This is a genomic window from Streptomyces sp. SX-6 (assembly GCF_059089585.1).
Genome location: NZ_JBTHHU010000006.1, coordinates 88,457 through 111,493 on the forward strand (window position 1 = coordinate 88,457; position 23,037 = coordinate 111,493).

Annotated in this window: 14 protein-coding genes; 5 read left to right on the plus strand and 9 right to left on the minus strand. The window is 71.0% G+C overall.

The window, feature by feature from the left end:
• Positions 1-18 precede the first annotated feature (18 nt).
• From ACV530_RS09490 to ACV530_RS09520, 7 genes are read right to left on the minus strand one after another with little or no spacing between them, the layout of a single operon-like run.
• Complete coding sequence (locus ACV530_RS09490; protein ID WP_494331870.1) at positions 19-771, minus strand: SDR family NAD(P)-dependent oxidoreductase; 753 nt, start codon at positions 769-771, stop codon at positions 19-21.
• Positions 768-1,829 carry a class I SAM-dependent methyltransferase gene (locus ACV530_RS09495; protein WP_494331871.1) on the minus strand — a complete coding sequence of 354 codons (1,062 nt, stop codon included), beginning with the start codon at positions 1,827-1,829 and terminating at the stop codon, positions 768-770. The genes ACV530_RS09490 and ACV530_RS09495 overlap by 4 nt, the downstream gene beginning before the upstream one ends.
• 8 nt (positions 1,830-1,837) lie before the next feature.
• Positions 1,838-3,001: a nucleotide disphospho-sugar-binding domain-containing protein gene (locus ACV530_RS09500; protein ID WP_494331872.1), complete on the minus strand. Its 1,164-nt coding sequence runs from the start codon at positions 2,999-3,001 to the stop codon at positions 1,838-1,840.
• The gene (locus ACV530_RS09505; protein ID WP_494331873.1) at positions 2,998-3,786 is read right to left on the minus strand and encodes an alpha/beta fold hydrolase; all 789 of its coding nucleotides are present in this window, start codon (positions 3,784-3,786) and stop codon (positions 2,998-3,000) included. Before ACV530_RS09505 ends, ACV530_RS09500 begins: the two co-directional genes overlap by 4 nt.
• Complete coding sequence (locus tag ACV530_RS09510; protein WP_494331874.1) at positions 3,783-4,082, minus strand: acyl carrier protein; 300 nt, start codon at positions 4,080-4,082, stop codon at positions 3,783-3,785. Before ACV530_RS09510 ends, ACV530_RS09505 begins: the two co-directional genes overlap by 4 nt.
• A complete protein-coding gene (locus tag ACV530_RS09515; RefSeq protein WP_494332027.1) occupies positions 4,079-8,422 on the minus strand; it encodes a beta-ketoacyl synthase N-terminal-like domain-containing protein in 4,344 nt (1,447 codons plus the stop codon). Before ACV530_RS09515 ends, ACV530_RS09510 begins: the two co-directional genes overlap by 4 nt.
• Positions 8,423-8,438: 16 nt before the next feature.
• Positions 8,439-15,137 carry an SDR family NAD(P)-dependent oxidoreductase gene (locus tag ACV530_RS09520; protein ID WP_494332028.1) on the minus strand — a complete coding sequence of 2,233 codons (6,699 nt, stop codon included), beginning with the start codon at positions 15,135-15,137 and terminating at the stop codon, positions 8,439-8,441.
• Between the two features lie 182 nt (positions 15,138-15,319).
• On the opposite strand from ACV530_RS09520, the gene ACV530_RS09525 reads away from it, so the two are divergent.
• From ACV530_RS09525 to ACV530_RS09545, 5 genes are all read left to right on the plus strand, one after another.
• The gene (locus ACV530_RS09525; protein ID WP_494331875.1) at positions 15,320-15,787 is read left to right on the plus strand and encodes a hypothetical protein; all 468 of its coding nucleotides are present in this window, start codon (positions 15,320-15,322) and stop codon (positions 15,785-15,787) included.
• Positions 15,788-15,846: 59 nt separating this feature from the next.
• Positions 15,847-17,070 (plus strand): RNA-guided endonuclease InsQ/TnpB family protein, encoded by a 1,224-nt coding sequence (locus ACV530_RS09530; protein ID WP_494331876.1) that lies wholly within the window; start codon positions 15,847-15,849, stop codon positions 17,068-17,070.
• 20 nt (positions 17,071-17,090) lie between these two features.
• The gene (locus ACV530_RS09535; RefSeq protein WP_494331877.1) at positions 17,091-17,264 is read left to right on the plus strand and encodes a fibronectin type III-like domain-contianing protein; all 174 of its coding nucleotides are present in this window, start codon (positions 17,091-17,093) and stop codon (positions 17,262-17,264) included.
• A 70-nt stretch (positions 17,265-17,334) separates the two neighbouring features.
• Positions 17,335-18,399 carry a class I SAM-dependent methyltransferase gene (locus ACV530_RS09540; RefSeq protein ID WP_494331878.1) on the plus strand — a complete coding sequence of 355 codons (1,065 nt, stop codon included), beginning with the start codon at positions 17,335-17,337 and terminating at the stop codon, positions 18,397-18,399.
• Positions 18,400-18,936: 537 nt separating this feature from the next.
• Entirely contained in the window at positions 18,937-19,968 is a 1,032-nt protein-coding gene (locus tag ACV530_RS09545) for an MDR family NADP-dependent oxidoreductase (RefSeq protein WP_494331879.1), read from the plus strand.
• A gap of 3 nt (positions 19,969-19,971) precedes the next feature.
• On the opposite strand, the gene ACV530_RS09550 is transcribed toward ACV530_RS09545, so the two are convergent.
• Positions 19,972-21,342: a S10 family serine carboxypeptidase-like protein gene (locus ACV530_RS09550; protein ID WP_494331880.1), complete on the minus strand. Its 1,371-nt coding sequence runs from the start codon at positions 21,340-21,342 to the stop codon at positions 19,972-19,974.
• 26 nt (positions 21,343-21,368) lie between these two features.
• Positions 21,369-22,598, minus strand: a complete 1,230-nt coding sequence (locus ACV530_RS09555) for a phosphatidylserine decarboxylase (RefSeq protein WP_494331881.1) — start codon at positions 22,596-22,598, stop codon at positions 21,369-21,371.
• Between the last annotated feature and the right edge of the window lie 439 nt (positions 22,599-23,037).

Sequence of the window (23,037 nt, forward strand, 5' to 3'; positions counted from 1 at the left end):
GCACGGCCGGTGACGCTCTCAGCGGGCCCCGTAGCCACCGTCCACCGGATAGTGGCCTCCGTGCAGGAAGGACGCCCGGTCCGACAGCAGGAATGCCGTCAGCTCGGCCACTTCTCCGGGAGTGCCGAGGCGGCCCGCCGGGTGGAGGGACGCCAGCATGTCCCGTACTCCGGCACCGGCTCCGGCGATCATCGGGGTTTCGATGAACCCGGGGCCGACGGCGTTGATCCGGATGTTCCGGGCCGCGTACTCGATGGCGGCCGTCCTGGTCAGCCCGATCACCGCGTGCTTGGCCGCCGTATAGGCGGGGGAGCCCAGAAAGCCCTTGGTCCCGAGAACCGACGCCATGTTGACGATCGCACCGCCGCCCGCCGCGAGCAGCGCCGGGATCTCGTACCGCAGGGAGTGGAAGACCCCGGTCAGATTGGTGTCGATGACACGGCGCCACTTCTCGGGCGAGAGGTCACCCGTGAGGACCGGCGGTCCGGCGATTCCCGCGCAGTTGACGGCGAGTTGGAGTGCGCCGAAGACCTCCAGCGCCGTACGGACCGCGCGCTCGACCTGTTCGGGGTCGGTGACGTCGACGGCGAGGGCGTGGGACCGGGCACCGGCCGCCGCGAGTGCCGTGGCGGCGTCGGCCGCCGCCTCGGCGTTCCGGTCGGCCACCACGACGGCCGCCCCTCCGGCCGCGAGACGGTGGGCGACGGCCAGGCCGATACCGGACGCGCCCCCGGTGACCAGTGCCGTGCGGCCGGTGAACTCGCCGGTCATTCCGCCCCCTTGCGGGCCACGATCCGGTAGGCGTTGGAGAACCGGGTACGGCGGGCGAGCGGGGCGAGGAGCCGGTCCAGCACATACAGGCCGAACAGGAACGGGACGGCCGAACAGAACAGGACCGTCCCGGACACTCGCCGGAAAGGGCCCGGCCGCCGGGCATGCCAGGGGTTGTCGCTGCGCGGCAGGAAGCGGCACAGGGCGAGCACGCCCGCGCCGACCAGGTCGGCCGGGATATGCGGATCCCGTCGTTCGACGGCGGCGATGGTCCAGCCGAGCGACTCCAGCTCGCGGCGCAGGTTGTCGAGCGGCATGAGGTGCAGGTGCTGCGGCTGGAAGTATGGCACCCACCAGCGGCCGAGGACCCTGCTCAGCGCGCAGTCGGGGTCGGGGACTTCGATGATCAGGTGACCGCCGGGGGCGAGCACGGTCCGGGCCGCGGCCAGTTCCGCGCGCGGGTCGGTGGAGTGCTCCAAGCAGTGGAACATGCTCACGGTGTCGTATGTGCCTTCGAGCTTGGGCGCGAGGTCGGTCAGCAAGCCGTGGTGTGCTTCGGTGATCCGGCCGTGCCGCTGGGCTTCCTCGACGCTCTCGCTGATGTCGAGGCCGTCGAAAACGGTGGCCGGGTGGACCGTCCTGGCCACCTCCGGGAAGTACCCGTGCCCGGTGCCGACGTCCAGCCAGCGCCGGGAAGCCCCGAACGGGAGGAGCGCACGGGCGCTGGAAAGGTAGCGCTTCCTGCTGCCCTTGGAGCCGAGGAGCCGTTCCGCACCGTCGGCGCCCAGGCCGTCGTAGCAATCCCGATAGTAGAACTCCAGCCCCTGGACGGTGAGTTGGGGGTTCTGGAAGGAGTGGGAGCAGTCACGGCACTGGTCGATGACGAAGGTGCCCGGCTTGTGCTGGAGCAGATCGACGGTGCGCAGCCGGGTCCGTAGCCGGGAGGAACCGCACCAGGGGCACTCGGTGCGCCTCGGCCCGTGGAAGCGGTCCGTGCCGAGGGCGAGTTCGCCCTGGTAGGCGGGGCGGAGCCGGGCGATCTCCTGGGTCCGGTTCATGATTTTCCTCATTCTGCTTGCTGTTCGGCGGCGAATGCTTCAAGGTGCGTGGCTGCCGAGGCGGCGCCTCCCGCAGCGCGGAAGGATTCCTGTACGCGGCCGGCAGCGGTCCGGTACCGGGCGCCGTCGAGCACGCCGTCCAGTGCGGCGCCGACCGTTCGGCGGTCGCTCCGGCCGAACCGGACGCGGATTCCGGCGCCTGCTGCCACCACCTGGGCGGCGACGACGGGCTGGTCGTCCCGGATGGGTGCGACGACCAACGGCACACCGTGCAGCAGTGATTCGGTGACGGTGTTGTGCCCGGCATGGCAGATGACCGCCGACGCCTGGGGCAGCAGGGCGAGTTGGGGAATCCGGGCCATGACCAGAGCATCGGGGTCCGAGACCTCGCCGAGCACCCCGCCCGGGTCGGCGATCACGGCCTGGACACGTCGGGCCCGGTCCCGCAGGGCTCCCGCGCACTCGGCGAGGAAGCGCCCGCCGAGATCGGTGTTGGCGGTGCCGAGCGAGACCAGGACGGTATGCCGCCCGGGGTCCAGCCACTCCCGGGGGAAGGGGGCCGGATCGGGCCGGTGGGCGAGAGCGGGCCCCACGAAGCGGGTCTGCCGGGGTGCGACGCAGTCACCGGCCAGGGCGGCCGTGGTGAAGGCGAGGACGAGCTGTGGCGAGAACCGGAGGTCATGGGTGCGTGACGGATCGCCGAACGCGCCACGTAGTTCGCGCAGTTGTCGACCGATCCATTCGTCCACCTTCGGGATCCCGGCCAGGGGCGCGGAGAACTCGGCGGAGGTCGTGGCGGAGGTGGCATGCGGAATGCCGAGTCGCTCGGCCGCCAGGGCCCCGGCGAGCGCCTGCTGGTCGGCGACGATCACGTCCGGGCGGAAGGCGGCGACGGCCCGTTCCACCCCGGGAGCCATGGCCCCGGCGAGCGGCGCGAGGAAGTCCTGCCAGAGGTAGCGCAGTGCCGCGACGCCTCGGAGACCGGGGGGCCGCCGCAGCTCGCGGGGGACGTCGCAGGCGTGGATCTCGGCACGGCCTGCCAACTCCTCGATGATGCCGGGCAGTCCGGCCCAGCCCACGTGGTGGCCGCGCTCGCCGAGCTCACCGGCGACTGCGACGGCCGGGTTGATGTGCCCGACGAGCGGCGGCACGACGAAGAGGAACCGGCTCATGTCCGGACCGCCTTCGTGCGGTGGCCCGTCCTGACCCAGTCGAGCATGAGCGGTCCCACCGTCTGCGGGGCGCCCACGAGCACGTAGTGGCCATGGCCCTCGACCTGCCGGGTGCGGCAGTTGGGCAGCAGGCGTTCGAGCCAGGGTGCCGTGCCGGCGAGGTCCGAGTGTGCCCCGTACACGGCGAACACGGGAACGTCGAGGGTGCGCCAGCGCTCCTCGGCGGGTATGCGGCTGGCCGCGATGTCCTCGGCGATAGTGGTCCCGTGCAGCAGCGGACGGGCTCGGCGGCCGAGCCGGGCCTCGTACCGGCCGTAGGTCCGCTCGAGCCATGGCAGCGCGCGCTCGTCGCGAAACTTCTGTGCCGTGTCCGCGAGCAGGCCACTCATCTTCTCGGCCCACGCGACGGTGGGCGGCTCGGATTCCACGACCAGGACACTGGCGATCCGGCCGGGATGGCACAGGGCGAAGTCGAGGGCGACAGTGCCGCCGAAGGAGTTCCCGACGAGGTGGACCGCCCCGGTGATGCCCAGTCGGTCGAGGAGAGCGGTGAGGTCTTGGGTGAAGTGTTCGAGACGGTAGCCGGTGGGTGGGCGTTCGCTGCGGCCGTGGCCGCGCTGGTCGTACATCATCACGCTGTACCCGGCCGCCGCGAACGCCGGGGCCACGGTGAAGTAGTAGCTGGCCAGGCTGTCCATGGCGATGCCGTGCACCAGCACGACGGTGTCCCGGCCCGGGGGCCCGATGCGTTCGACGTTCAGGCGAGGGCGGCGGGTCGCCGTCATCGCAGACGACCGGCGATGTAACGGACGACCTGCCCGACGGTCAGCCCGATGATCTCGGGCAGCTCGAGCGAGGCGAAGAAGGCCGGGAAGTCGACGCGGTCGTCGAACCGGCTCCTGAGCTCGCCGGTGAGGGCGACCAGGTCGATCGACTCCAGGTCGAGGTCCTCGACGAAGCGGGTGTCCATGATGACCGGTGTGCCCTCGAACCCGATCTCGGGGAGCACCCGGTGCAGTGCCTCGGTGAGTTCGGCGAGCACGACGGCTTCGTCGGCTCGCGGAGCCGGGGTGGTGGTCATGAGGGGCTCTCCTGAGGGTGGTGCGGGCGGTCGTCCCCGGTCCAGGCGACGACGTACTGCCGGGGCCGCAGACCCGGCGGGTTGCGGGTCTCGGCCAGGGACACTTGGTGGGTGCGGCCGGAGGGCGCGCGGACTGTCAGCCGGCCGCCGTCGGCGATGGCGACGGTGAAGTCGCGCGGGCGGCCTCGCAGTCCGGTGCCCTCGGCCTTGGCCGCGGCCTCCTTGGCCGCCCAGAAGCGGGTGAAGTCGAGCGCACTGCCACCGAGTCGGTCGAGGAGTGCGTGTTCGTCGGTGGTGAGAGCCGCATCGCGGGTCACTGCCAGACGCTCGGTGATCTCCTCGATGTCGATGCCGGCCGGTGCGCCGCCGGCCGCACGCACAAGAGCGACAGCGGCTTCCCGGCAATGGGCCAGCGACAGGTCGAGGGGCGGCAGTTCCCGGCCGTGCACCCCCTCCGGGTGCGGTCGGCCGCTGGCGTCGTTGCGTACCCGGATCTCGGCGGGGAAGACCGGGCCCGCACCGTGCTGCCACAAGTGGCGGCGCACGGCGTCCTTCGCGGCGAACCGGCCTAGCAGCCACTGCCGTCTGCCCTCCGGCGGCCGGGCCGCGTAGGCCTCCCGTTCGGTACCGGCCAGGAGGATGCGCATGAACAGCTCGCGCGAGGCGGGGTCGGGCCAGTACTCGAAGGCCAGGTGCCAGCCCCCGGGCTGGGCGACGGACAGGGTGCTGTGCTCCGGCCACCGCCTGATGGCCTCGGTGGCGGGCGGCGAGTCGAACCGGCGGTCCTCCCAGCCCCGGATCTCGCACCAGACGGTCCCGTCGTGGCTGAGTTGTATATCCGCCGCGAGAAGGGTCTCGGTGAGAGAAGTGATCCGGACGTGGCAGTCGAGACGGCGGCCGACGGAGGGCGCCGGGCCGTGGAAGCGGATCTCGCGGATCCGGGACGGCAGCACGACCGTACGGTCGGTGTGGGTGGCCATGAGCCAGTAGCCGAGCAACTGCCCGGCGTTGTCGAGGAGCGCGCCGGGTGCGGGCGGAACGGTGAGCACGCCTCTGACATGCCGCGCCCCGAGCGCTGTGACAGTGGTGACGCCCCGGAACTGTGGACCGTGGAACATCCAGCGCTCGTCGTACATCTGCCGGGCCGAGACGGTGGGCATGTGCTCGTCGTCCGGAACGGGCCAACGGCCGGGCGGTGTCGGGTGGTCGGGGGCCGTCTCGATCTCCGCGCGGGCATGTCGGCCCAGCTCGACGATGCTGCGGTCCGGCCGGCCGGGGAGGGGAGCGACCGTCACGGGGACGTCGACGGCGGGCTCGGCGACCAGCCAGGTGAGGAACCGGGCATCGTGAACGGCCACCGGCATGCCTCCGGAAGCGGCCGCGGTGTCGGCCATGTGCTGGACCATGGTCGTCGCGGGCATCACCGGCCAACGGTCGCCGATGTCCGGCCAGTCGGGCCGCTGGTGGAAGAAGCAGTGGTCGGCGAGGTAGGGCATGGTGTCGAGGGACACCCGAAGCGTGGTATGCCGGGGTGTGCCGAGCGCGGTGAAAACGGTCGCGGCCGCGTCGGCGGTCTCGGTGAGCAAAGCCCGCAGCTGCGCCGCCGCCGGGAACCGCTCGGCCACGGCATCGAGTCGGCCCACCCCGGACGGGGCCGCGCCGAGCATGACCGTTCGGAGCCGGTCCCGGATGGCGGGCTCGAGTGCGACCGGACCGGCACTCAAGTCGAGCCGTACTCCCGGCCGCACGGCACCGGCCACGTGACCTGGGGCCAGGGCCGCGAAGTCGGGCTCCGCCCCGTACGCCCACAACCCGGCCACGGCCCGCCGCAGTTGCCCCAGACCGTCACCGCCCGTGTAGCCTGCCGACACCGCCAGGTGGTCGCGGTCGGCGAGGATGTCGGCGACCAGGGCCGGCAGCTGGCCCTGGCCAGCCTGGACGAAGGCCCGGAACCCGGCCTCGTACAGGGACTCGACGAGCCCGCGGAACCGGACCGGTTCCAGGAGGTGGCGCACGGCCAGCTCACGGATGTCCGCCTCCCGCCCGGGGAACGGCGCGCAGATCGTCGCCGACCAGACCGGCACCGAGGGCCGGTGCACGGTGAAGCGCCCCATCGCCTGCTCGATCGGCCCGAGATACGGCTCCAGCATGGGCGTGTGGAAGCCCGACTCGAAGGGAAGTTCCCGGCCGAGCACCCCCTCGCCGCGCAGGCGTTCCGTCACTGTCGCCACCCGGGCCGCCGGGCCGCAGACCACGCACTGGTGCGGGGCGTTGTCGTGCGAGAGGACCACCCCGGGGACCCCGGCCAGAGCGGCCTCCACCTGGCCGGCAGGCGCTCCGAACGCCGCGAAGACCAGGTCCGGCACGCGCAGCGCCGCAGGGTCGAAGTCCCGCAGGAACGCGTCCACTTCATCGTCCGCGAAGATTCCGCCGACGGCCATGGCGGTCCACTCCCCGACGCTGTGACCGGCCAGCGCGTCGGGGCCGACACCGGCCCGGCGCAGTGCGGCGGCCAGGAGCCGTCCCGTGTCGACGACGGCGGCACCGTGCTCGGCCACCTGACCCACCCGGGCCTGCTGCCAGCGCGGACGGGGCAGTCCGAAGTGACGGGCGACGTCTTCGCCCTGGGGCTCGAACCCGGCCTCCAGGCCGGGGAAGAGAAAGACGGTGCGCCCGCTGCCGTCCGGCCCCAGCAGTGGACGCGGCGCGAACCAGACCTCGCGGCGCCCGCCCCAGGCCCGTCCGCGTGCGACGACCTTCCGGGCCAGGGCAAGGCGTTCGGTCCCGGGGCCTGCGACGGCGAGGCGTACTTCTCCGGTGCCGGTGTGCCAGTCGGTGCGCAGTCGCGCGTCGTCGGTCTCCAGCAGTGTGCGCAGTCCGTCCACGGTCTCCGCTGCGATCCGCAGGACCGGTTCGGTTTCGCCGACCCGGAGCCGCGCGGTGCGACGAGGTCCTGCCGACTGCGACTGCGGGAACTCCTCCAGAACCACGTGGGCGTTGATGCCGCCGAACCCGAACGCGTTCACCCCGGCCCGGCGCACCTCCGCCTGCCAGGGAAGGGCCACGGCGGTCGGGCGGAAGCGGGTGGCGAGCAGGGACGGGTGGGGATCCTCGCAGTGCAGCGTGGGCGGGAGTACCCGGTGGTGGAGGGCCAGGGCGGCCTTGACGATGCCGGCCGCGCCCGCCGCCGGCATTGTGTGACCGATCATCGACTTGACCGAGCCGATCACCGCGTCCGGCGTGTGCTGTGACCCGAACACGCGGCGCAGCGTGGTGATTTCGGCCGCGTCACCGTTCGGAGTGCCGGTGCCGTGCGCCTCCAGCAGGCCGATCGATCCGGGAGCGGTCGGGTCGGCGCCGGCCGACTCCCAGGCGCGCCGGACCGCTCGGACCTGGCCGTCCGGGTCCGGGTTGACCAGGGCCGCGGCGCGACCGTCGCCCGCGACACCGACGCCGCGCACCACCGCGTACACCCGGTCGCCGTCGCGTACCGCGTCGGCGAGCCGCTTGAGGACGACCACCGCGGTGCCTTCGCCCATCAGCACACCGTCGGCGTCCCGGTGGAAGGGCCGGATCCGCTGGGTCGGGGAGAGCGCCCGCAGCCGGGCGAACACGGTCCACAGGGTCACGTCGTGGCAGTGGTGCACGCCGCCCGCGAGCATCATGTCGCAGTCGCCCCTGGCCAGTTCCGCCGCCGCCTGGCCGATGGCCAGCAGTGAGGAGGCGCAGGCCGCGTCGACCGTGTACGCGGGTCCGCGCAGATCCAGCCGGTTGGCGATGCGCGAGGCGGCGAAATTGGGGACGAGGCCGATGACGGCGTCCGCGCTGTCGGGTCCCAGGGCCTCCTCGAAGGCGGTACGGACCTGGGCCAGCCGCCCCTCACCGAGCTCGGGCAGCAGTTCCCGCAGCGTACGGACCAACTGACCGGCCGTGCGGACCCGTTGGTCGAGCCGCGCCAGTCCGGGTGTCAGGTAGCCGCCACGGCCCAGCACCACTCCGACCCTCGCCGGGTCCACCGCCGTGAGGCCGCCCGCGTCGGCGATCGCGGCGGCAGCGGTGCGCAGGGCGATCAGCTGGTCGGGCTCGGTGGCAGGGACGGCGCCCGGCATCATGCCGAACGAGGCGGGATCGAAATCCGCGAGCAGCCCGTCGACGAATCCGCCGCGCCGGCAGTAGATGGCGTCGGGCCGGTACTCCGCCGGGTCCCAACGGCCCGGCGGAACCTCGGAGATGGCGTCCACGCCGGTGACGATGTTGTGCCAGTACTGCTCGAGGCCGTCCGCACCGGGCAGGGTGACCGCCATGCCGACGATGGCGACGGGCTGCTGCCGGAGGTCCATGCTCACCATCCCGGGCTCACCATCCCGGCGCGGCGTGGACGACCTCGTCCGTGTCGTCGTCACCCCATGTCAGTTCGCGCAACAGGGCGAGGACCCCCTCTTCCGGGTCGATCAGACCGATACCGCGCCGGGCGTACTGCCGGCCGAGTTCCGGACCGACCATCCCGCCGTGGACACCGTCCGGGGCCCACGGCCCCCAGTGCACGGTCAGTGCCCGGGTCCCCGTGCTCCGCCGCCACTGCCTGCCCAGCACGGCGAGGGCGTCGTTGGCGGCGGCGTAGTCGGCCTGGCCCCGGTTGCCGTACACCGCGGCCACGGAGCCGAACAGCACGGTGAAACGGGGGGGTTCGGGGATCCGGCGCAGAGCGGCGAACAGCGCGCGGGCGCTGCCGGCCTTGGTGTCGTACACCCGGTTGAAGGAGACCGGATCCTTGTCGGCCATGAGCCGGTCCTCGATGACGCCGGCAGCGTGCACGACGCCGTCGATGCGTCCGTACCGCGCGTAGGTCTCCTTGACCGCCTGCTCGACGGAGTCCGCGTCCCGCAGGTCGACAGCGCGGTATCCGGCCCGGCCGCCGGCCTCACGGATCCCGGCGAGCGTCGCCTCGATCTCACGGCGGGCCAGGATGAGGCCCGCTTCGCGGTCGATCTCCGCGGGGCGGACGCCGCTTGCCTCAGACGTACCACGAGCGGCGAGTGCCGTGCGCAGGGCGGCGCGTCCGGTCAGGCCCGCGACATCCGGTGGCTCCGGAGCGTCGGCCGGCGCGGTGCGGCCGAGCAGTTCGACCCGGCAGCGGGCGGCCGCCGCGAAGGCGACGGCGACCCGCGCGGCGATGCCGCGTGCCCCGCCCGCGAACAGCAGGACGGAATCGGGCCCGAGCCCGAGGACTTCGGCCGCCCGTTCCCCGATGGATCCCCCGTCGGTGGCCGGGGTGTTCAGGGGGGACTCCTGCGGCTCGGTGCCGAACCGCAGGCCGCCCCCGGCACGTTCGACGACGGGCACCCGGTCCGGTGCGAGCAACTCCCCGATGATCTCCTCCACCGCTCCGGCGGTGCGCGGCCCACCGGGCAGGGACACGACGCGGGCGACCGTGTCCGGGTACTCCTGCGCGACGGTACGGAAGAACCCGCCCAGTCCGGCGCCCCCGTCACGGTCCTCGGCCCACCGGACGTACAGCAGCCGGCGCGGCCCGCGTTCGAGCAGATCGCGGAGGAGGGGGAAGGCATCCGGCAGTGCGGACCCCTCCGCCTCCTCCGTGGCGTCGGCCAGCCAGATCGCGCCGTCCAGGCCCCCGGTGCACTGGTTCTGTACGACCTGTGCACCGAGTTCCCGGAGTCGAGCGGCCAATGCCTCCGCCACGGGGACTTGTTCACCGAGTACGAGGAAGCGCGCACCCCGCAGAGCCGCCTCGCCTTCCGGAGCGGGCGCGTCGTCCAGTGCCACGCTCCGCAGCACATACCGCCTGGGGGCGACCCCGGCGAACTCCACGGCCGCGGTGCCTTCCGGCTCCTGGCGCGCGGCCGGATCACCCGTGCGTGCCGCCATCCATGCGGCGATGGCCGCCGCGGTCCGTGCCCGGGTCAGGGCCTCGAGCTCCTCGTCGTCCAGGGACGACAGACCTCCGCCCGCTCCTCCCAGCCGCTTGCCCAGCTCGCCCGCGATCTCCGTCCGCTTGATCGAGTCCACGCTCAGGTCGGCCTCGAGGTCCAGGTGGGGCTCGATCATCTCCACCGGGTAGCCGGTCCGTTCGCTGATCACCGACAGCACCGTGTGCAGCACGTCGGGCTTCTCGGCCGCCGGCCGCTCGTCCGGTACCGCTGCCGGGACCGGGGTGGGAGGCGGAGCGGGGGTCACTGGCGGAGGTGCTCCCGGTCCGCCCAAGTAGGCCAGCAGCACATCGCGCTGCGCTGCGATCATCTGGCGGCTGCTCTGCAGGAATTCCTGGAGCAGGGCTTCCCGATCGTCCCCTGTGCCCATGCCGGACGGGGCGATCCGCCGCGCCGGTCGCAGCGCTCCGGGGACGGGGCTGCCGTCCCCCGTACGGACACGATGGCCGTCCACGATCCAGCCGGGTCGTTCCGGCATCCGCTCCGGATCGGCCACGACCGCGTCCCGCCCGGCGAACAGCGCTTCGGCGTCGACCGGGATGCCGCCGAGGACCGCGAGCCGGGCCAGGGCCTCCAGGTGGCCGTGCAACCCCGCGTCGGGACGCGGCTCGAAGGGGACGGCCAGGTGCGGCCGGTCGCCGAGGACGGCGCGCACCAGGCCGGTGAGTACGGTCCCCGGTCCCGCCTCGACGAAGACCCGGGCACCGGAGGCGTACATCGCCTCGATCTGCTCGGTGAACCGGACCGGCGCCGCGATCTGCCCGGCGAGGCGGGCACACAGCTCCACGCCGTCCGCCGGGTAGCGGGTCGCCGTCGCGTTGGACCACACGGGAAACTCCGGTGCCCGCAAGGCGCGGGAGGACAGCACCTCGGCGAAGGCATCCGCCGCGTCGGCCACCACCGGGCTGTGGAAGGCGCAGGCCACGTCGAGCGGCTGGACGCCGAAGCCGGCCGCCTCCAGTACCGCCACCGCCGTCCGAACCGCCTCCGAGGGGCCCGAAATCGTCGTCTGCCGGGGGGAGTTGTGGCCCGCGAGCACCACCTTGTCCGTGATGCCCGCTCCGGCCAGCGCCGCTTCCACCGCCGCGGCCGCCGCGGCGACCGCGGCCATGGTGCCGGGCTCGTCGCCGACCGCGGCCAGCACGGCCTCGGCACGGAGCATGCTCAGCTCCGGCAGCGTCTCCGCCGGGAACACTCCGGCCGCGCACAGCGCCACGAGCTCCCCGTAGGAGTGCCCGGCGGCCATGTCGGGACGGACCCCCAGCTCCGACAGCACGTCATGGGCGGCCAGACAGACGGCCCCCAGCGCGGGCTGTGCACAGCGGGTGTCGGCGAGCCGGGCACGCTGTGCGTCCCGCCCGGCCGGGTCGAACGCGGTGGGCGGGAACATCGCGGAGACCGGGGCACCGTGCAGATGCCGGTGCGTCTGAGGGAAGGCGGCGAACAGGTCCCCCAGCATTCCGGGCCGCTGGCTGCCCTGGCCCGGAAAGAGGAAGGCCAGCTTCCCCTCGGTGCGTTCGGTGCGTTCAGTGCTGCCGGTCCGTTCGGTGCTGCCGGCCGTGAAGACGCCCGGCGCGGCCCGGCCGCCCAGCGCGGCCCGCAGCAGACCCGGCAACTCGGCCGGGGAGGACGCGACCACGGCCGCGGTGACGGGACCGGTGCCCTGCGCCGAGGCCCGGCGTGCCGCTGTGAGCGCCAGATCGCGCAGTCGCCACGGCTGCGGGCAGGCCGTGATCGCGAGCAGCTCCTCGATCGCCGCCGTGCCGCGGAAGAGGAACAGCTCGGCGGGCCAGGCGTCGGCGGCCCGGCGCGGTGGAGCACCATCCGCGCAGCCTCGCATCACCACATGGAAGTTGGTGCCGCCGAATCCGAAGGCGCTCACTCCGGCGACGCGTTCGCCGGCCGGCACCCCCCAGGGCAGGGTGCGTCCATGGAAGACGAAAGGACTGTTCTCGCCCTGCCAGGCGGGGTTGGGGCGCCGGATGTGCAGGGTCGGCGGGCGCACACCGGTGTACAGCGCCAGGGCGGACTTGATCAGCCCCGCCATACCGGCGGCGCACTTGGTGTGACCGATCTGCGACTTGACCGAGCCGAGCACACACGCGGCGGGCTCGGCGCCTGCCTCCTCGAACACCTCGGTGAGTACGCCGAGTTCGGTACGGTCGCCGATCACCGTGCCGGTGCCGTGGGCCTCGACCAGCCCGACCCGCGCGGGTGACGTCCGGGCCTGGGCGTAGGCCCGCTCCAGGGCGGCGCGCTGGCCCTCCGGCCGTGGCGCGGTCAGGCCCAGGGACCGGCCGTCGCTGGACGCGCCGACCCCCTCGATGACGGCATAGACCCGGTCCCCGTCACGCCGGGCGTCGGCCAGGCGCTTGAGCACGACGCAGGCGACGCCCTCGCCCAGCACGATGCCGTCCGCGTCGGCGTCGAAGGTCCGGCAGCGGCCGGTGGGGGACAGGGCGTGCACGGAGGAGAAGAGCAGGTAGTCGTTGATCCCGTTGTGCAGGTCGGCTCCGCCGCACACGGCGACATCCGCCGCGCCCGTCACCAGTTCCCTGCACGCGGCGTCGACCGCGGCCAGGGACGAGGCGCAGGCGGCGTCGACGGTGTAGTTGGTGCCGCCGAGATCCAGCCGGTTGGCGATGCGGCCGGAGATGACGTTGGCGAGCATGCCGGGGAAGGAATCCTCGGTGAGGGCGGGAAGCTGGTTCTCCAACTCCTCGGGCAGCCGCCCAAGATAGGACGGCAGTACGGTGCGCAGCGTCGTCGCGTGCGACTGGTCGCTTCCCGCCTCGGCGCCGAAGATCACGCAGGTGCGCGACCGGGGAAACTCCCTGCGCTCGTATCCCGCGTCGGCGATGGCCCGCCGGGCCGCCTCCAGGGCGAGCAACTGCACGGGTTCGATGGAGGCGAGCGAGGACGGCGGGATGCCGTAGCGCAGCGGGTCGAAGGAGATGCCCGGCAGAAAGCCGCCCCACTTGGACACCGAGACATCATGCGCGGACGCCTCTTCGCCGTAGTGGAGCGCCGTGTCCCAGCGGTCCTTCGGCACTTCGGTCACCGCGTCCGCGCCGCCGAGCACGTGTGCCCAGAAGGCGGGCAGGTCGGGCGAGTCCGGGAACATGCAGGACATTCCGACGATCGCGACGTCCAGTGGCTCGGGCACGGGGGCCGGGACGTCGTCGGCTCGTTCGTCGGCCCGTTGGGTGGCCCGCCGCTCGTAGAACGCTGCCGCCCGGTCCGTCACGGCCCGGTGCAGGTCGGCGATGGTGGTGGTGGCCTCGCGCAGTACCGCGACCTCACCGGCCATGAACATGCCGTCGTCCGACTGCCGTTGCCCGCTCACCGCGCGCAGCTCGCCGTCCACCCGCTCGACGCCCTTGCTCGCGATGCGCAGCCGCCCGACGTTGAGCCGTTCCAGCTTCTCCCACACCTGCTGCCTGGGGAGTCCCTGCCGGCGCAGCTCTTCCTTGTGCGTCTCGTAGGTGTCGGTGAACGGGCTCGGCACGCAGCGGGTGACATGGCCCGGAGCGGTGTCCAGCAGTACGGTGCGCTCGGCCGCGAGCATCGTGCGCTGGAAGAGCGGCCGGACCGCGTCGCACTCCACCGCCTCCCGGGTGAAGAGATACGCGGTGCCCATCAGTACGCCGACGGCCACGCCCCGCCCGGTGAGCCCGGCGGACAGGGCGGCGACCATCGCCGCCGAGCGTTCGTCGTGCACCCCGCCCGCGAACAGCACCTCGATGTCCGGCGGTTCACTCATGGCCGGTTGTCTGTCCAGGAAGTCCTCCAGGACGGCCAGTTGGGCCTCCCAGAGCGGGAAGGAGTTGCTGGGGCCGATGTGGCCGCCGCACTCCGCGCCCTCGAAGACGAACCGCCTGGCTCCCGCGGCGAGGAACTGGCCGAGCAGCCCGGGCGTCGGGACCTGCAGGAAGGTACGGACGCCGTGGGCCTCCAGCGCGGCCGCCTGCGCGGGGCGGCCACCGGCGAGGACGGCATGCGTCGGCCGGATCTCGCGGACGGCTTCGAGCTGGGCGGTTCGCAGGTGTTCGGGTGCGAAGCCCAGGATGCCGACGCCCCAGGGCCGTCCGCCGAGTGCGTCCCTCGTCTCCTCCAGGAGGGAACGGGTCCGGTCGGGGCCCGCCAGGGCGAGCGCGATGAACGGAAGGCCGCCGCCGTCCGACACGGCCGCGGCGAAGCCCGCTTGGTCGCTGACACGGGTCATCGGCCCTTGCGCGACGGGGATTTCGGTACCGAGCGCACGGCTCATCGCCGATCCCGGGCGGAGAGCTTGCGCGGCGCCGGGGTTCCGCAGCGCCCGGTCGATGCCCTCGCGCACGGACCGTACGGCGGCGCCCACCGTGCGGTGCGTACGGGCGAACCGGGCGGCGAGGAAGGCGTCCTGCCCGAGTGGTACGGGGCGCTCGCGCAGGTCGGCGGGGAGGCCGGGACGGTCGCGGTCCAACAGGCGCTCTCCGTCGGCGAGGACCGTACCGGTGCCGTCCGCGGTACGCAGCAGGCGGCCGAGCGCGGGCGGCAGGGCCGCTTCCTCCAGCAACGCGAGCTGCACGTCGAGCACCACGCCCGCGGCACCCGCCAAGACGGCTGCCGCGGCGGTGTTCGGTCCGATGCCGCCGCACGCCCAGACGGGAACGGTCACCTGCGGGTCGGACAGCAGGTGTTGCAGCAGGACGAAGGTGGACAACTCGCCTGCCGGGCCCCCGCATTCGCTTCCGCGCGCGACGATGCCGGCCGCCCCCGCCCGTACCGCCGCACGGGCCTCGTCCCGTGAGCGGACCTCGGCGACGACGGTCACGGCCCGGCTCCCGCCGCCCATGGGCCATGTGACACCGGGGGCCAGGAGGACGGTGTGCGGCCCCTCCCCGTCTCTGGTGACGCACAGGTCGTCCGGACGGACGGCGCAGCCGGCCGGGATGCGGACACCGAACGCACCGGAGGTCCACTGCCGGGCCAGAGCGAGGGCTTCACGAGCGCGCCGGTCCCCGACGCCGAGATCGAGAACGCCGAGCCCGCCGGCTTTGCTGACGGCCGCGACGATCTGCGCGTTGGCTTCGCCGAAGGGACTTACACCGATGACGGCTTGCATCAAGAGGACGGCTCTCCATAGACCTTGCAATGGTGTCGATCACGATGGCAGGGGCCCGCCCGGGGCAGCAAGAATCGTTCACCCCTTCCGGTGAAGCGCAACTCACGTGATGTTCGGGGAAGTTGAGGTGGGGCAAGAGTGAGGCCGATATCAGGCCGACCCGCTTCCCTCAGGAGACGTGCATGGAGATGAGCCGGAGGCTGGCGGTCAAGCTCGCCGGCGCGGCGGTCGTGGCGGTGCGCACAGGGCTGGTCGCCGTGCCCGCCGCCTCGGCCGCTCCTTCCGGCTCCGGCCGGGCGCGGCGCAAGGCCGGCCTGGTGCGGCGGATGACCCTGGACGAGAAGATCGCCCAGCTGCACGGTACGGGACTCCAGCTCGGCGGCACCGGGTACAACGGGAGCATCCCCGGCAACCCCCGGCTGGGCATCCCCGCCCTGTACTTCGCCGACGGCCCGAACGGCGTGGGCAACGGCTCCCCGGGAGCACCCCGGTTCCGCGGGCGAGCCGTCACCGGTGCTCAAGGCGTTCACCGGATTCCTCCGAGGATGCCCCGGCGTTCAGGCCGGGGAGGAATCGGACTCCTGCGGAGCAGGGCAGGGAAAGAGGAATCGCCGTCAGGGCGATTCATCGTCCACCCGCCGTGGTGGTGAGCTGGCCTGCCATGGTCGGGGATCGGCAACTGTCGTACCTCCCAGGTAGGTTGGTGGGCGTGGCGACGGAGGCGAGGGCGGGGGATGCCGGGCATGCCCGGTACACCTACCGGCTGCGGCTGTCGTCGGTAGCCCGTACCGCTCTTGAGGCGGAGTGGGCGCGGTGTCGTTGGGTGTGGAATGAGTGCGTGGCCCGTTCGAAGAAGGCCCATGCCGAGGGCGAGGAGTGCGGTCCGGCGCGGCTGGACAGGATGCTGACCCGGGCCCGTGCCGTGAACGGGTGGCTGCGGGAGGGTTCGTCGGTTCCGCAGCAGCAGCTCATCCGGGACTTCGGCAAGTCCCGTGCCAGGGCACTCAAGGACGTCAAGGCCCGGCTTCCGGTCCGGCAGCGGGCCGGGATGCCGAAGTACAAGAAGAAGCACGCATCCGACCCGTCGCTGAACTACACGCAGCGCGGGTTCCGGATCAAGGACGGCCGTCTGCACCTGGCGGGCGGCATCGTCGTGACGGTGGTGTGGTCGCGGGACCTGCCCAAGCCCCCCTCGTCGGTGCGGATCTACCGGGACAGCCTCGGCCACTGGTACGCCTCCTTCGTGGTGGCCATCACCACCGAGGCCCTGCCCACTACCGGCAGGGACATCGGGATCGACTGGGGCGTCAGGGAGACCGCGACCACCACCAGCGACGAGCACGACCTTCCCCACGCCCAGCACGGCAGGAAGGCGCGGGAGAAGCTGACCCGCTACGACCGGATGATGGCCCGCAGGAAACCGCAGCGAGGCCATGCCGGATCGAAGGGCTACCGCGAGGCCAGGCGCCTTCGGGCAAAGCTTCACAAGAAGGTCGCCCGGCAACGGGAGGACACCGGCCGCAAGTGGGCCAAACATGTCGTTCGCGACCATGACCGGCTTGCGGTCGAGGACTTCCGCCCGAAGTTCCTGGCAAAGTCGGCCATGGCCCGCAAAGCGGCTGACGCGGCGATCGGCGCCACGAAACGGGCGTTGGTCGAGATGGCCCGCAAGCACGGCCGCAAGCTGTATCTCGTACACCCCGCGCACACCACGATGGACTGCGCACAGTGCGGAGCGAGAACCAAGCACGCACTACCTCTCTCAGAACGTACTTATGCCTGCACCGCGTGCGGAGCCGTGTCCCCCAGGGACAAGAACTCCGCGCGCGTGATGCTCGTCCGGGCTGGTCTCAACCCGGCTGGTGCTGATCGTGTAAGAGCCGTGTGCCCGCCGGGCCACAGCCAACGTGAGCCAGGAATCCCCCTCCTTTAGGAGGGGGAGGTTTCAACAAGGTGACCCTGGCTCCCGGGTCCTCCCGGACCGCCGAACTCCACGTCCCCCGCGACGCCTTCGCCATCTGGAGCGAGACACGGCAGGACTGGACAGTCGTCCCAGGCCTTTACAGGATTCACGTCGGCCGCTCCAGTGCCGACATTCCACTGAGCGCGGAGACGCGCCTGTCGTGACACATCACTGCTTGGGGTGGTTTGGGCCGGAGCATGCATCGCAACTGCGGGGCGGTGGTAGACGGGAAGCGTGACCACGCGAGCCGAGACCATCGCAGCCCTCCGGCCCCGCTACCAAGAGGACTTGGCTTCCGGCGTGGCACGGTTCTTCGAGCCCCGCAGGGCCACCTGCCCCTGGTGCGAGTCGGACCGCTTGCGCGAGCGACTGCGCACAACCGACCTGATCCAGGGCAAACCAGGCACCTTCATCGTCGACGCGTGCCGTGCGTGCGGCCATCACTTCCAGAACCCCCGGCTCAACCTGGGCGGAATGGAGTTCTACTACCGCGACTTCTACGACGGGCTCGGCCGGGAAATGGCGGAAGCCATCCTCGGCGGCCCCGGCAACAGGAGGCGCCACCAGGCCGTCGCGCAGTCGCTCCGGCACGTCGCCAACCCCGCCCCCGAGCGCTGGCTGGACGTGGGCACAGGGCACGGCCACTTCCCGCTGATGGCCAAGAAGGAGTTCCCGCGGACCGTGTTCGACGGCCTGGACTACGGCCAAGGGGTGGAGGACGCCGCACGGGACGGCCGGATCGAGCGCGCCCTGAGGGGCGAACTCGACGAGCTGGCACCCTCCTTGGCCGGGCAGTACGACGTGGTCAGCATGCACCACTACCTGGAGCACACCCCGGAGCCGCGCACCCAACTGCATGCCGCCCGCACCGTGTTGCGTCCCGGCGGGCTGATCCACATCGAAGTCCCCGACCCCGAGTCGGCGTATGCCGGACTGCTGGGCCGCTGGTGGATGCCGTGGTTCCAGCCCCAGCATCTGCACATGGCCCCCTGCCGCAATCTCCAACGAGCCCTGACGGACAGCGGCTTCACCGTGGTGTCGACCGTCCGCGGGCCCGCACACCAGCCGTTGGACCTGGGCACGGCCTTCCAGTTCCTCGTCTCCCGCCTCATGCCCCGGGACGACGCACCCTGGTACCCGCGGCCGCCGTCCGCCAAGGACCGACGTGTGCGGAAGGTGATGACGGTGGGCGCCATGCCTTTCACGGCGGTCGCCTTCGGGCTCGACCTGGCCCTCGCCCCGCTCGCCCGCCGCACCCGCCTGTCCAACGCCTACCGTCTGCTCGCACGCAGGAACTGAGCGGTCACACGCCTCCCGGACGTATGGGCAGTTTTATGGGCCACACGAGTGAAGACGTGTCACACGAAGGAGTGGATACCCGTACGCAACTTGCCTGCGTGCTCGATCCTCTGTCTCAAAGGGACACGAGCTTCCTGAAGGGGGATTCGAGATGCGGCGATATATCGCGGCTTCCCTTGCCGCCCTGGCGCTTGGCCTGGGTGCTCTGGCCGCCACCACGGGTACCGCCTCCGCAGCACAGCAGCCCATCATTCCTGCCGAACTGTGCATGCAGCGCGGCGGGCAGGTCGTACCCGATGGGGGCCCGACTGGATTGGTCTGTCGAGGAGGGGAGTTCAACGGCTTCTGGGTCTTCCCCTAGGTGACAGCTGGACCAAGCGCCCGGCCTTATGCAGGCCGGGCGCTGCTCGCGTGGAATTCCGCTCCATCGCACCCGCCGCATGTCGGAAATCGTCACCGAACCGCTCCTGTCTGGAAGACACCCACCGGGTGTCGGATCCTTCCTTCCACGATCCGACACCCGAGGAGCGACCGACCATGTCCACCCTGCCGCCCACCAGCCGTGAAGTCCGCCTCGCCGCCCGGCCCGACGGCCTGCCCGGACCGGAACACTTCACCATCATGGAACGCCCGCTTCCGATACCCCGCGACGGCGAAGTGCTCGTCCGCAACCGGTACTTCCGCATCTCCGCCTCGCTCCGCATGATGATCAGCGAGGGCGCCGAGAACGTGGAGGGCGTTCCCTTCCCCGCCCTGCGCCCCGGCGACGTCCTGGCCGAGGAGGCGCTCGGCGAGGTCGTCTCGGCTCCCGCCGGGACCGCCTTGCGCGTCGGCGACCTGGTCCTGCACCACCAGGGCTGGCGCGAGTACGCCGCCGTCGCGGCGGCCGAGTGCTCCCCGGTGGAGGACGCCGTGCCCGACCCGGTCGCGCACCTCGGCCACGGCTGGACGGCGTACGCCGCGCTGACCCGGGGCGTACGGATCCGGCCCGGTGACACGGTGTTCGTCTCCGCCGGCGGCAGCGCGATCGGCTCGATGGCCGGACAGATCGCCCGCGCGCTCGGCGCGGGCCGGGTCATCGGCAGCACCGGCTCACCGGAGAAGGCCGCCCGGCTGGTGGCCGAACTCGGCTACGACGCGGCCGTGATCCGCGGCGCCGGACCGATCGCCGAGCAGCTGGCGAAGGCCGCCCCCGAGGGCATCGACGTCTTCCTCGACACCGTCGGCGGCGAACAACTCCAGGCGGCTGTCACCGCGGCGCGTACAGGGGCGCGCTTCGTCCTGGTCGGCGCCCTCTCGGGCCAGCTGTCCCGGCACGGCACCGGCAGGACCGCGCCGGTCGAGCTGGACTCCTTCCCGATCCTGCTCAAGAAGCTCGAGATACGCGGCTACAGCGCCGACGACCACCCCGAGGCCCGGGCGGAATGGACCCGGTGCTCCGCCGACTGGCTGCGCTCCGGCGCCGTCACCTTCCCGCACGTGCGCATCACCGGGCTCGAGAACGCACCGCAGGCGCTGCTGGACGTCATCGCGGGACGGCATGTGGGGACGGTCGTCGTGGAGCTTTGAACGTCATCCCTTGCGCAGCTGCTGCGGGTCATAGCCGGGGAAGGGACGGTCGAAGAGCCAGTTGTAGAGCATCTCCCGGCAGATCTGCGGCTGGTACGCCGGTACCTCGTGGCCGGAGCCGGGCACGCTGACTTGCGTCAGTTTCCCGTGGTGGCGGACGAATCCCTTTGGATTCCCCTGCGCCTGCGTCCAGATCCGACGGGGAGCGTTGTGCCACGCCTCGTGCTCACCTGTCTGCTCGGTGACGTCGTCCAGGATTTCCTCGGTGCTCCGATACCCGCAGGCGGTGTCGAAGTTCCCTGTGTAGAGCAGGGACTTGTAACCCTTGCGGAGAATATCGGCGTACCACTCGGAGCGGTCCGCCATGTTGTCCGTCACCAGCGCTTTGGCCACCGGCCCCTTGTCGTCGTCGCACTCCCAGGTGACGTCCGTGGGAACATGCAGGGACTTTTTCACGGCCTCGTTGTTCAGGTAGGTGCGCAGCGCTCCCATGGGCAGATCGTCCCAGCGCCGCACGTCGTACAGGTCGAAATTGCCCCCGTACGCCAGAATCGTGGCCACCAGGTCGTTGCCGAGCTCGGTGGCCCTCTCCCACTCTTCATGGCGGAGAGCGTCCTGGAAGGTGGCGTAGGGGCCGGTGCGCAGGGATTCCTGCTGGCCTTTGCCGAGGAACCCGGTCGCGTAGGCATAGTCGATCATGACGCCGATCGACAGCTCGGGCTTGATCCATCCGTTGCCGACGGCGATCCCCTGCAGGTTGAGGTGCCGTCCGCCTGCTTCCTGGCTGTTCCGCTTGTCGATCTCCAGGGCGATCGCCGGCACGTACTTGCCGGCGTAGCTCTCACCGCAGACGTACAACGGGCATTGAGCGTACTCCGGGTGTACGTCGAAGAACTCCCGCAGGCCATCACAGAACATCTGGGCGAGAGTGCCCTCGCTCTCGACATGCTCCCCTGCGTCGGAGTAGCTGTATCCGGTGCCGATGGGCTGGTCCCAGTAGACGACGTGTGCTTCCTGGTTCCAGGTGTTGGGGGTTACCGATATCGTCCCGGAGGCATCGTCGCCGATGGACAGCGGCCCGTTCTCCAGGAACAGCCCCAGCAGCGAAGAGGCGCCGGGCCCGCCGTTGAGCCAGATCAGCAGAGGTGTCCGGCTGATCAGGTCCTGTTGGTCGTGGGCCGCGTCATGAGGGCTGCAGGTCTGGCTCTCGAAGAACCAGTAGAACAGGTGGTTCTGGGCTCCCGGATTCTCGGTGCTGTCGATGTGCACGTGCCCGGCGTAGGAGCGGACCTTCTTGGCATCGGTGGTGAAGAACCCGATGCTCTGGGTGTTGAGGACGTTCGCCGGTATCGAGACAACCTGGTCCGAGGACATGACTCACCTTCTGTTCGGCAGCAGGATCAGGGAGCCAGCGGACGGCGCCGCCGGGACTGCGTGTGGTAGGAGCCGGTGAACAGACCGGCCGTGCGCTCCGGTTGCTCCAGGACTCCGATGCGCTGCCCTTGGAGCAGTTGCAACGCGGGGAACCGGCCCTTTTCGAACAGCAGGATGTTCAGCGACCCGCCGTACATGAAATTCCCGATCTTCTCGCCCTTGTCCACCGGTACCGGCGTCGTGAGGCCCGGTTCCAGGCCATGGAACTTGTCCCTGAAGTTCACGGAGGCGATCGAGTTGAGGCCGACGGGAACCAGCCCGACGAATCCCACCTCGCTGTTGTTTCCGTTTGCGTCCGGGTACCACGTCTTGATGATGAGGTAGCCCCGGCGGAAGTGATCGAACATCTCGTAGTCGTAGCCGTAACCCACGTTCCCCTTGTTGAGCAGTTCGGGGAAGTCCCGCATTCCGTAGTAGACACCGCCGATGTCACTGCGGGCCTCCACCACCTGACCCTTCACGGGGGAGTGATACCAGTGGTAGGAGTCGGGCATCAGAATGCACGACACCGCCGTACCGCCGATGAACATCTCGGCGTAGTCGGAGTCGGCGAGCAACTGCCTGACGTTCATGGTCACCGTCTTGACCGGGATCGGTGTGGTCTCGGTCAGCTCATCGACGATCATGTTGATGACGCAGTCGGCCGGGGCGACCACCACGCTGTCGTCGTCCCTGTCGGCGATGGGCCGCACGCCCTCGTCTTTGAGATTCCGGATGAAGAACTCGTTGAAGGTCGCCCAGGGCCCGGGCTCGAAGTCGGCCATGCGCTTCGGCCCGAGCTCATTGACCCACTTCGTGATGAGCTCCTGCCCGTCCGGCCCTTTGTCGTCCATCTGCAGGCCCTGCAGGTACGTGAAGAAGGCGGTCATCCGGTAGCCGGGACCGCTGGTCACGAAGACCATCCCGTAGTCGTTCTCGTAGTTGATCCAGCTGAACTTCTCGATGTAGTCCAGCCCGTTGTTGACCCCTGACTTCCAGCGGTACCACTCCGTGAAGAAGTCGCACAGGAACTGGATGTCCTTGTTCTTCCAGTCGCAGCGCACTTCTTCCGGTGTGTCATTCGGGTACGGCACCACGTTCTTGACCGCCGCGTCGTACATGGTGCGGAAACCCTCGTGGTCGTCGTGGTACCACTCCTTGATTAACTCGATGAACTCGTCGAGGGTTTGCGGGTAATGCACTTGGTCGTCCGTCACGTCTCTCTCCTTCTGTGCGTCTCAGATTTCGTCGGCGCGGCTCCGTGTCACGCGCCCGGATAGCGGGACCGGCATAGGGGATTGCGGCAAAGTTTGGCGGCAGGGCCTTCGCGTGCCGGACAAGGCTGGCGCGGAGCCGGACTTCTGCGAAAGGGGGACTGTGGGTAGGAATGCATTCCCTGCCATGCGGAACCGCGTCGAATCCCGCCTCGGCTGACGGCATGCGCCTCATGCGCCCCACGCGAGCTCCGCGTCGCCTTCCCGCGTGCCCCACGCGTTGGCTTCATCTCACCGTGCAACGCCGGTGCCCCACGCCGAAGCGGTTCATGATGACTGAGATCCGCTCGGGGGAAACAGGCCAGTGCTCGGATGCCTCGATGAGGCCCTTGGAGGCAGGATTTCGGCATGGCCGCGGGGATCACGGAGGCGAACAGCAGGA

What these genes read in the sequence shown, in the direction of transcription:
- ACV530_RS09490 (WP_494331870.1), bottom strand. Translation starts at nt 771, where the DNA reads ATGACCGGCGAGTTCACCGGCCGCACGGCACTGGTCACCGGGGGCGCG.
- ACV530_RS09495 (WP_494331871.1), bottom strand. Translation starts at nt 1,829, where the DNA reads ATGAACCGGACCCAGGAGATCGCCCGGCTCCGCCCCGCCTACCAGGGC.
- ACV530_RS09500 (WP_494331872.1), bottom strand. Translation starts at nt 3,001, where the DNA reads ATGAGCCGGTTCCTCTTCGTCGTGCCGCCGCTCGTCGGGCACATCAAC.
- ACV530_RS09505 (WP_494331873.1), bottom strand. Translation starts at nt 3,786, where the DNA reads ATGACGGCGACCCGCCGCCCTCGCCTGAACGTCGAACGCATCGGGCCC.
- ACV530_RS09510 (WP_494331874.1), bottom strand. Translation starts at nt 4,082, where the DNA reads ATGACCACCACCCCGGCTCCGCGAGCCGACGAAGCCGTCGTGCTCGCC.
- ACV530_RS09515 (WP_494332027.1), bottom strand. Translation starts at nt 8,422, where the DNA reads ATGGACCTCCGGCAGCAGCCCGTCGCCATCGTCGGCATGGCGGTCACC.
- ACV530_RS09520 (WP_494332028.1), bottom strand. Translation starts at nt 15,137, where the DNA reads ATGCAAGCCGTCATCGGTGTAAGTCCCTTCGGCGAAGCCAACGCGCAG.
- ACV530_RS09525 (WP_494331875.1), top strand. Translation starts at nt 15,320, where the DNA reads ATGGAGATGAGCCGGAGGCTGGCGGTCAAGCTCGCCGGCGCGGCGGTC.
- ACV530_RS09545 (WP_494331879.1), top strand. Translation starts at nt 18,937, where the DNA reads ATGTCCACCCTGCCGCCCACCAGCCGTGAAGTCCGCCTCGCCGCCCGG.
- ACV530_RS09550 (WP_494331880.1), bottom strand. Translation starts at nt 21,342, where the DNA reads ATGTCCTCGGACCAGGTTGTCTCGATACCGGCGAACGTCCTCAACACC.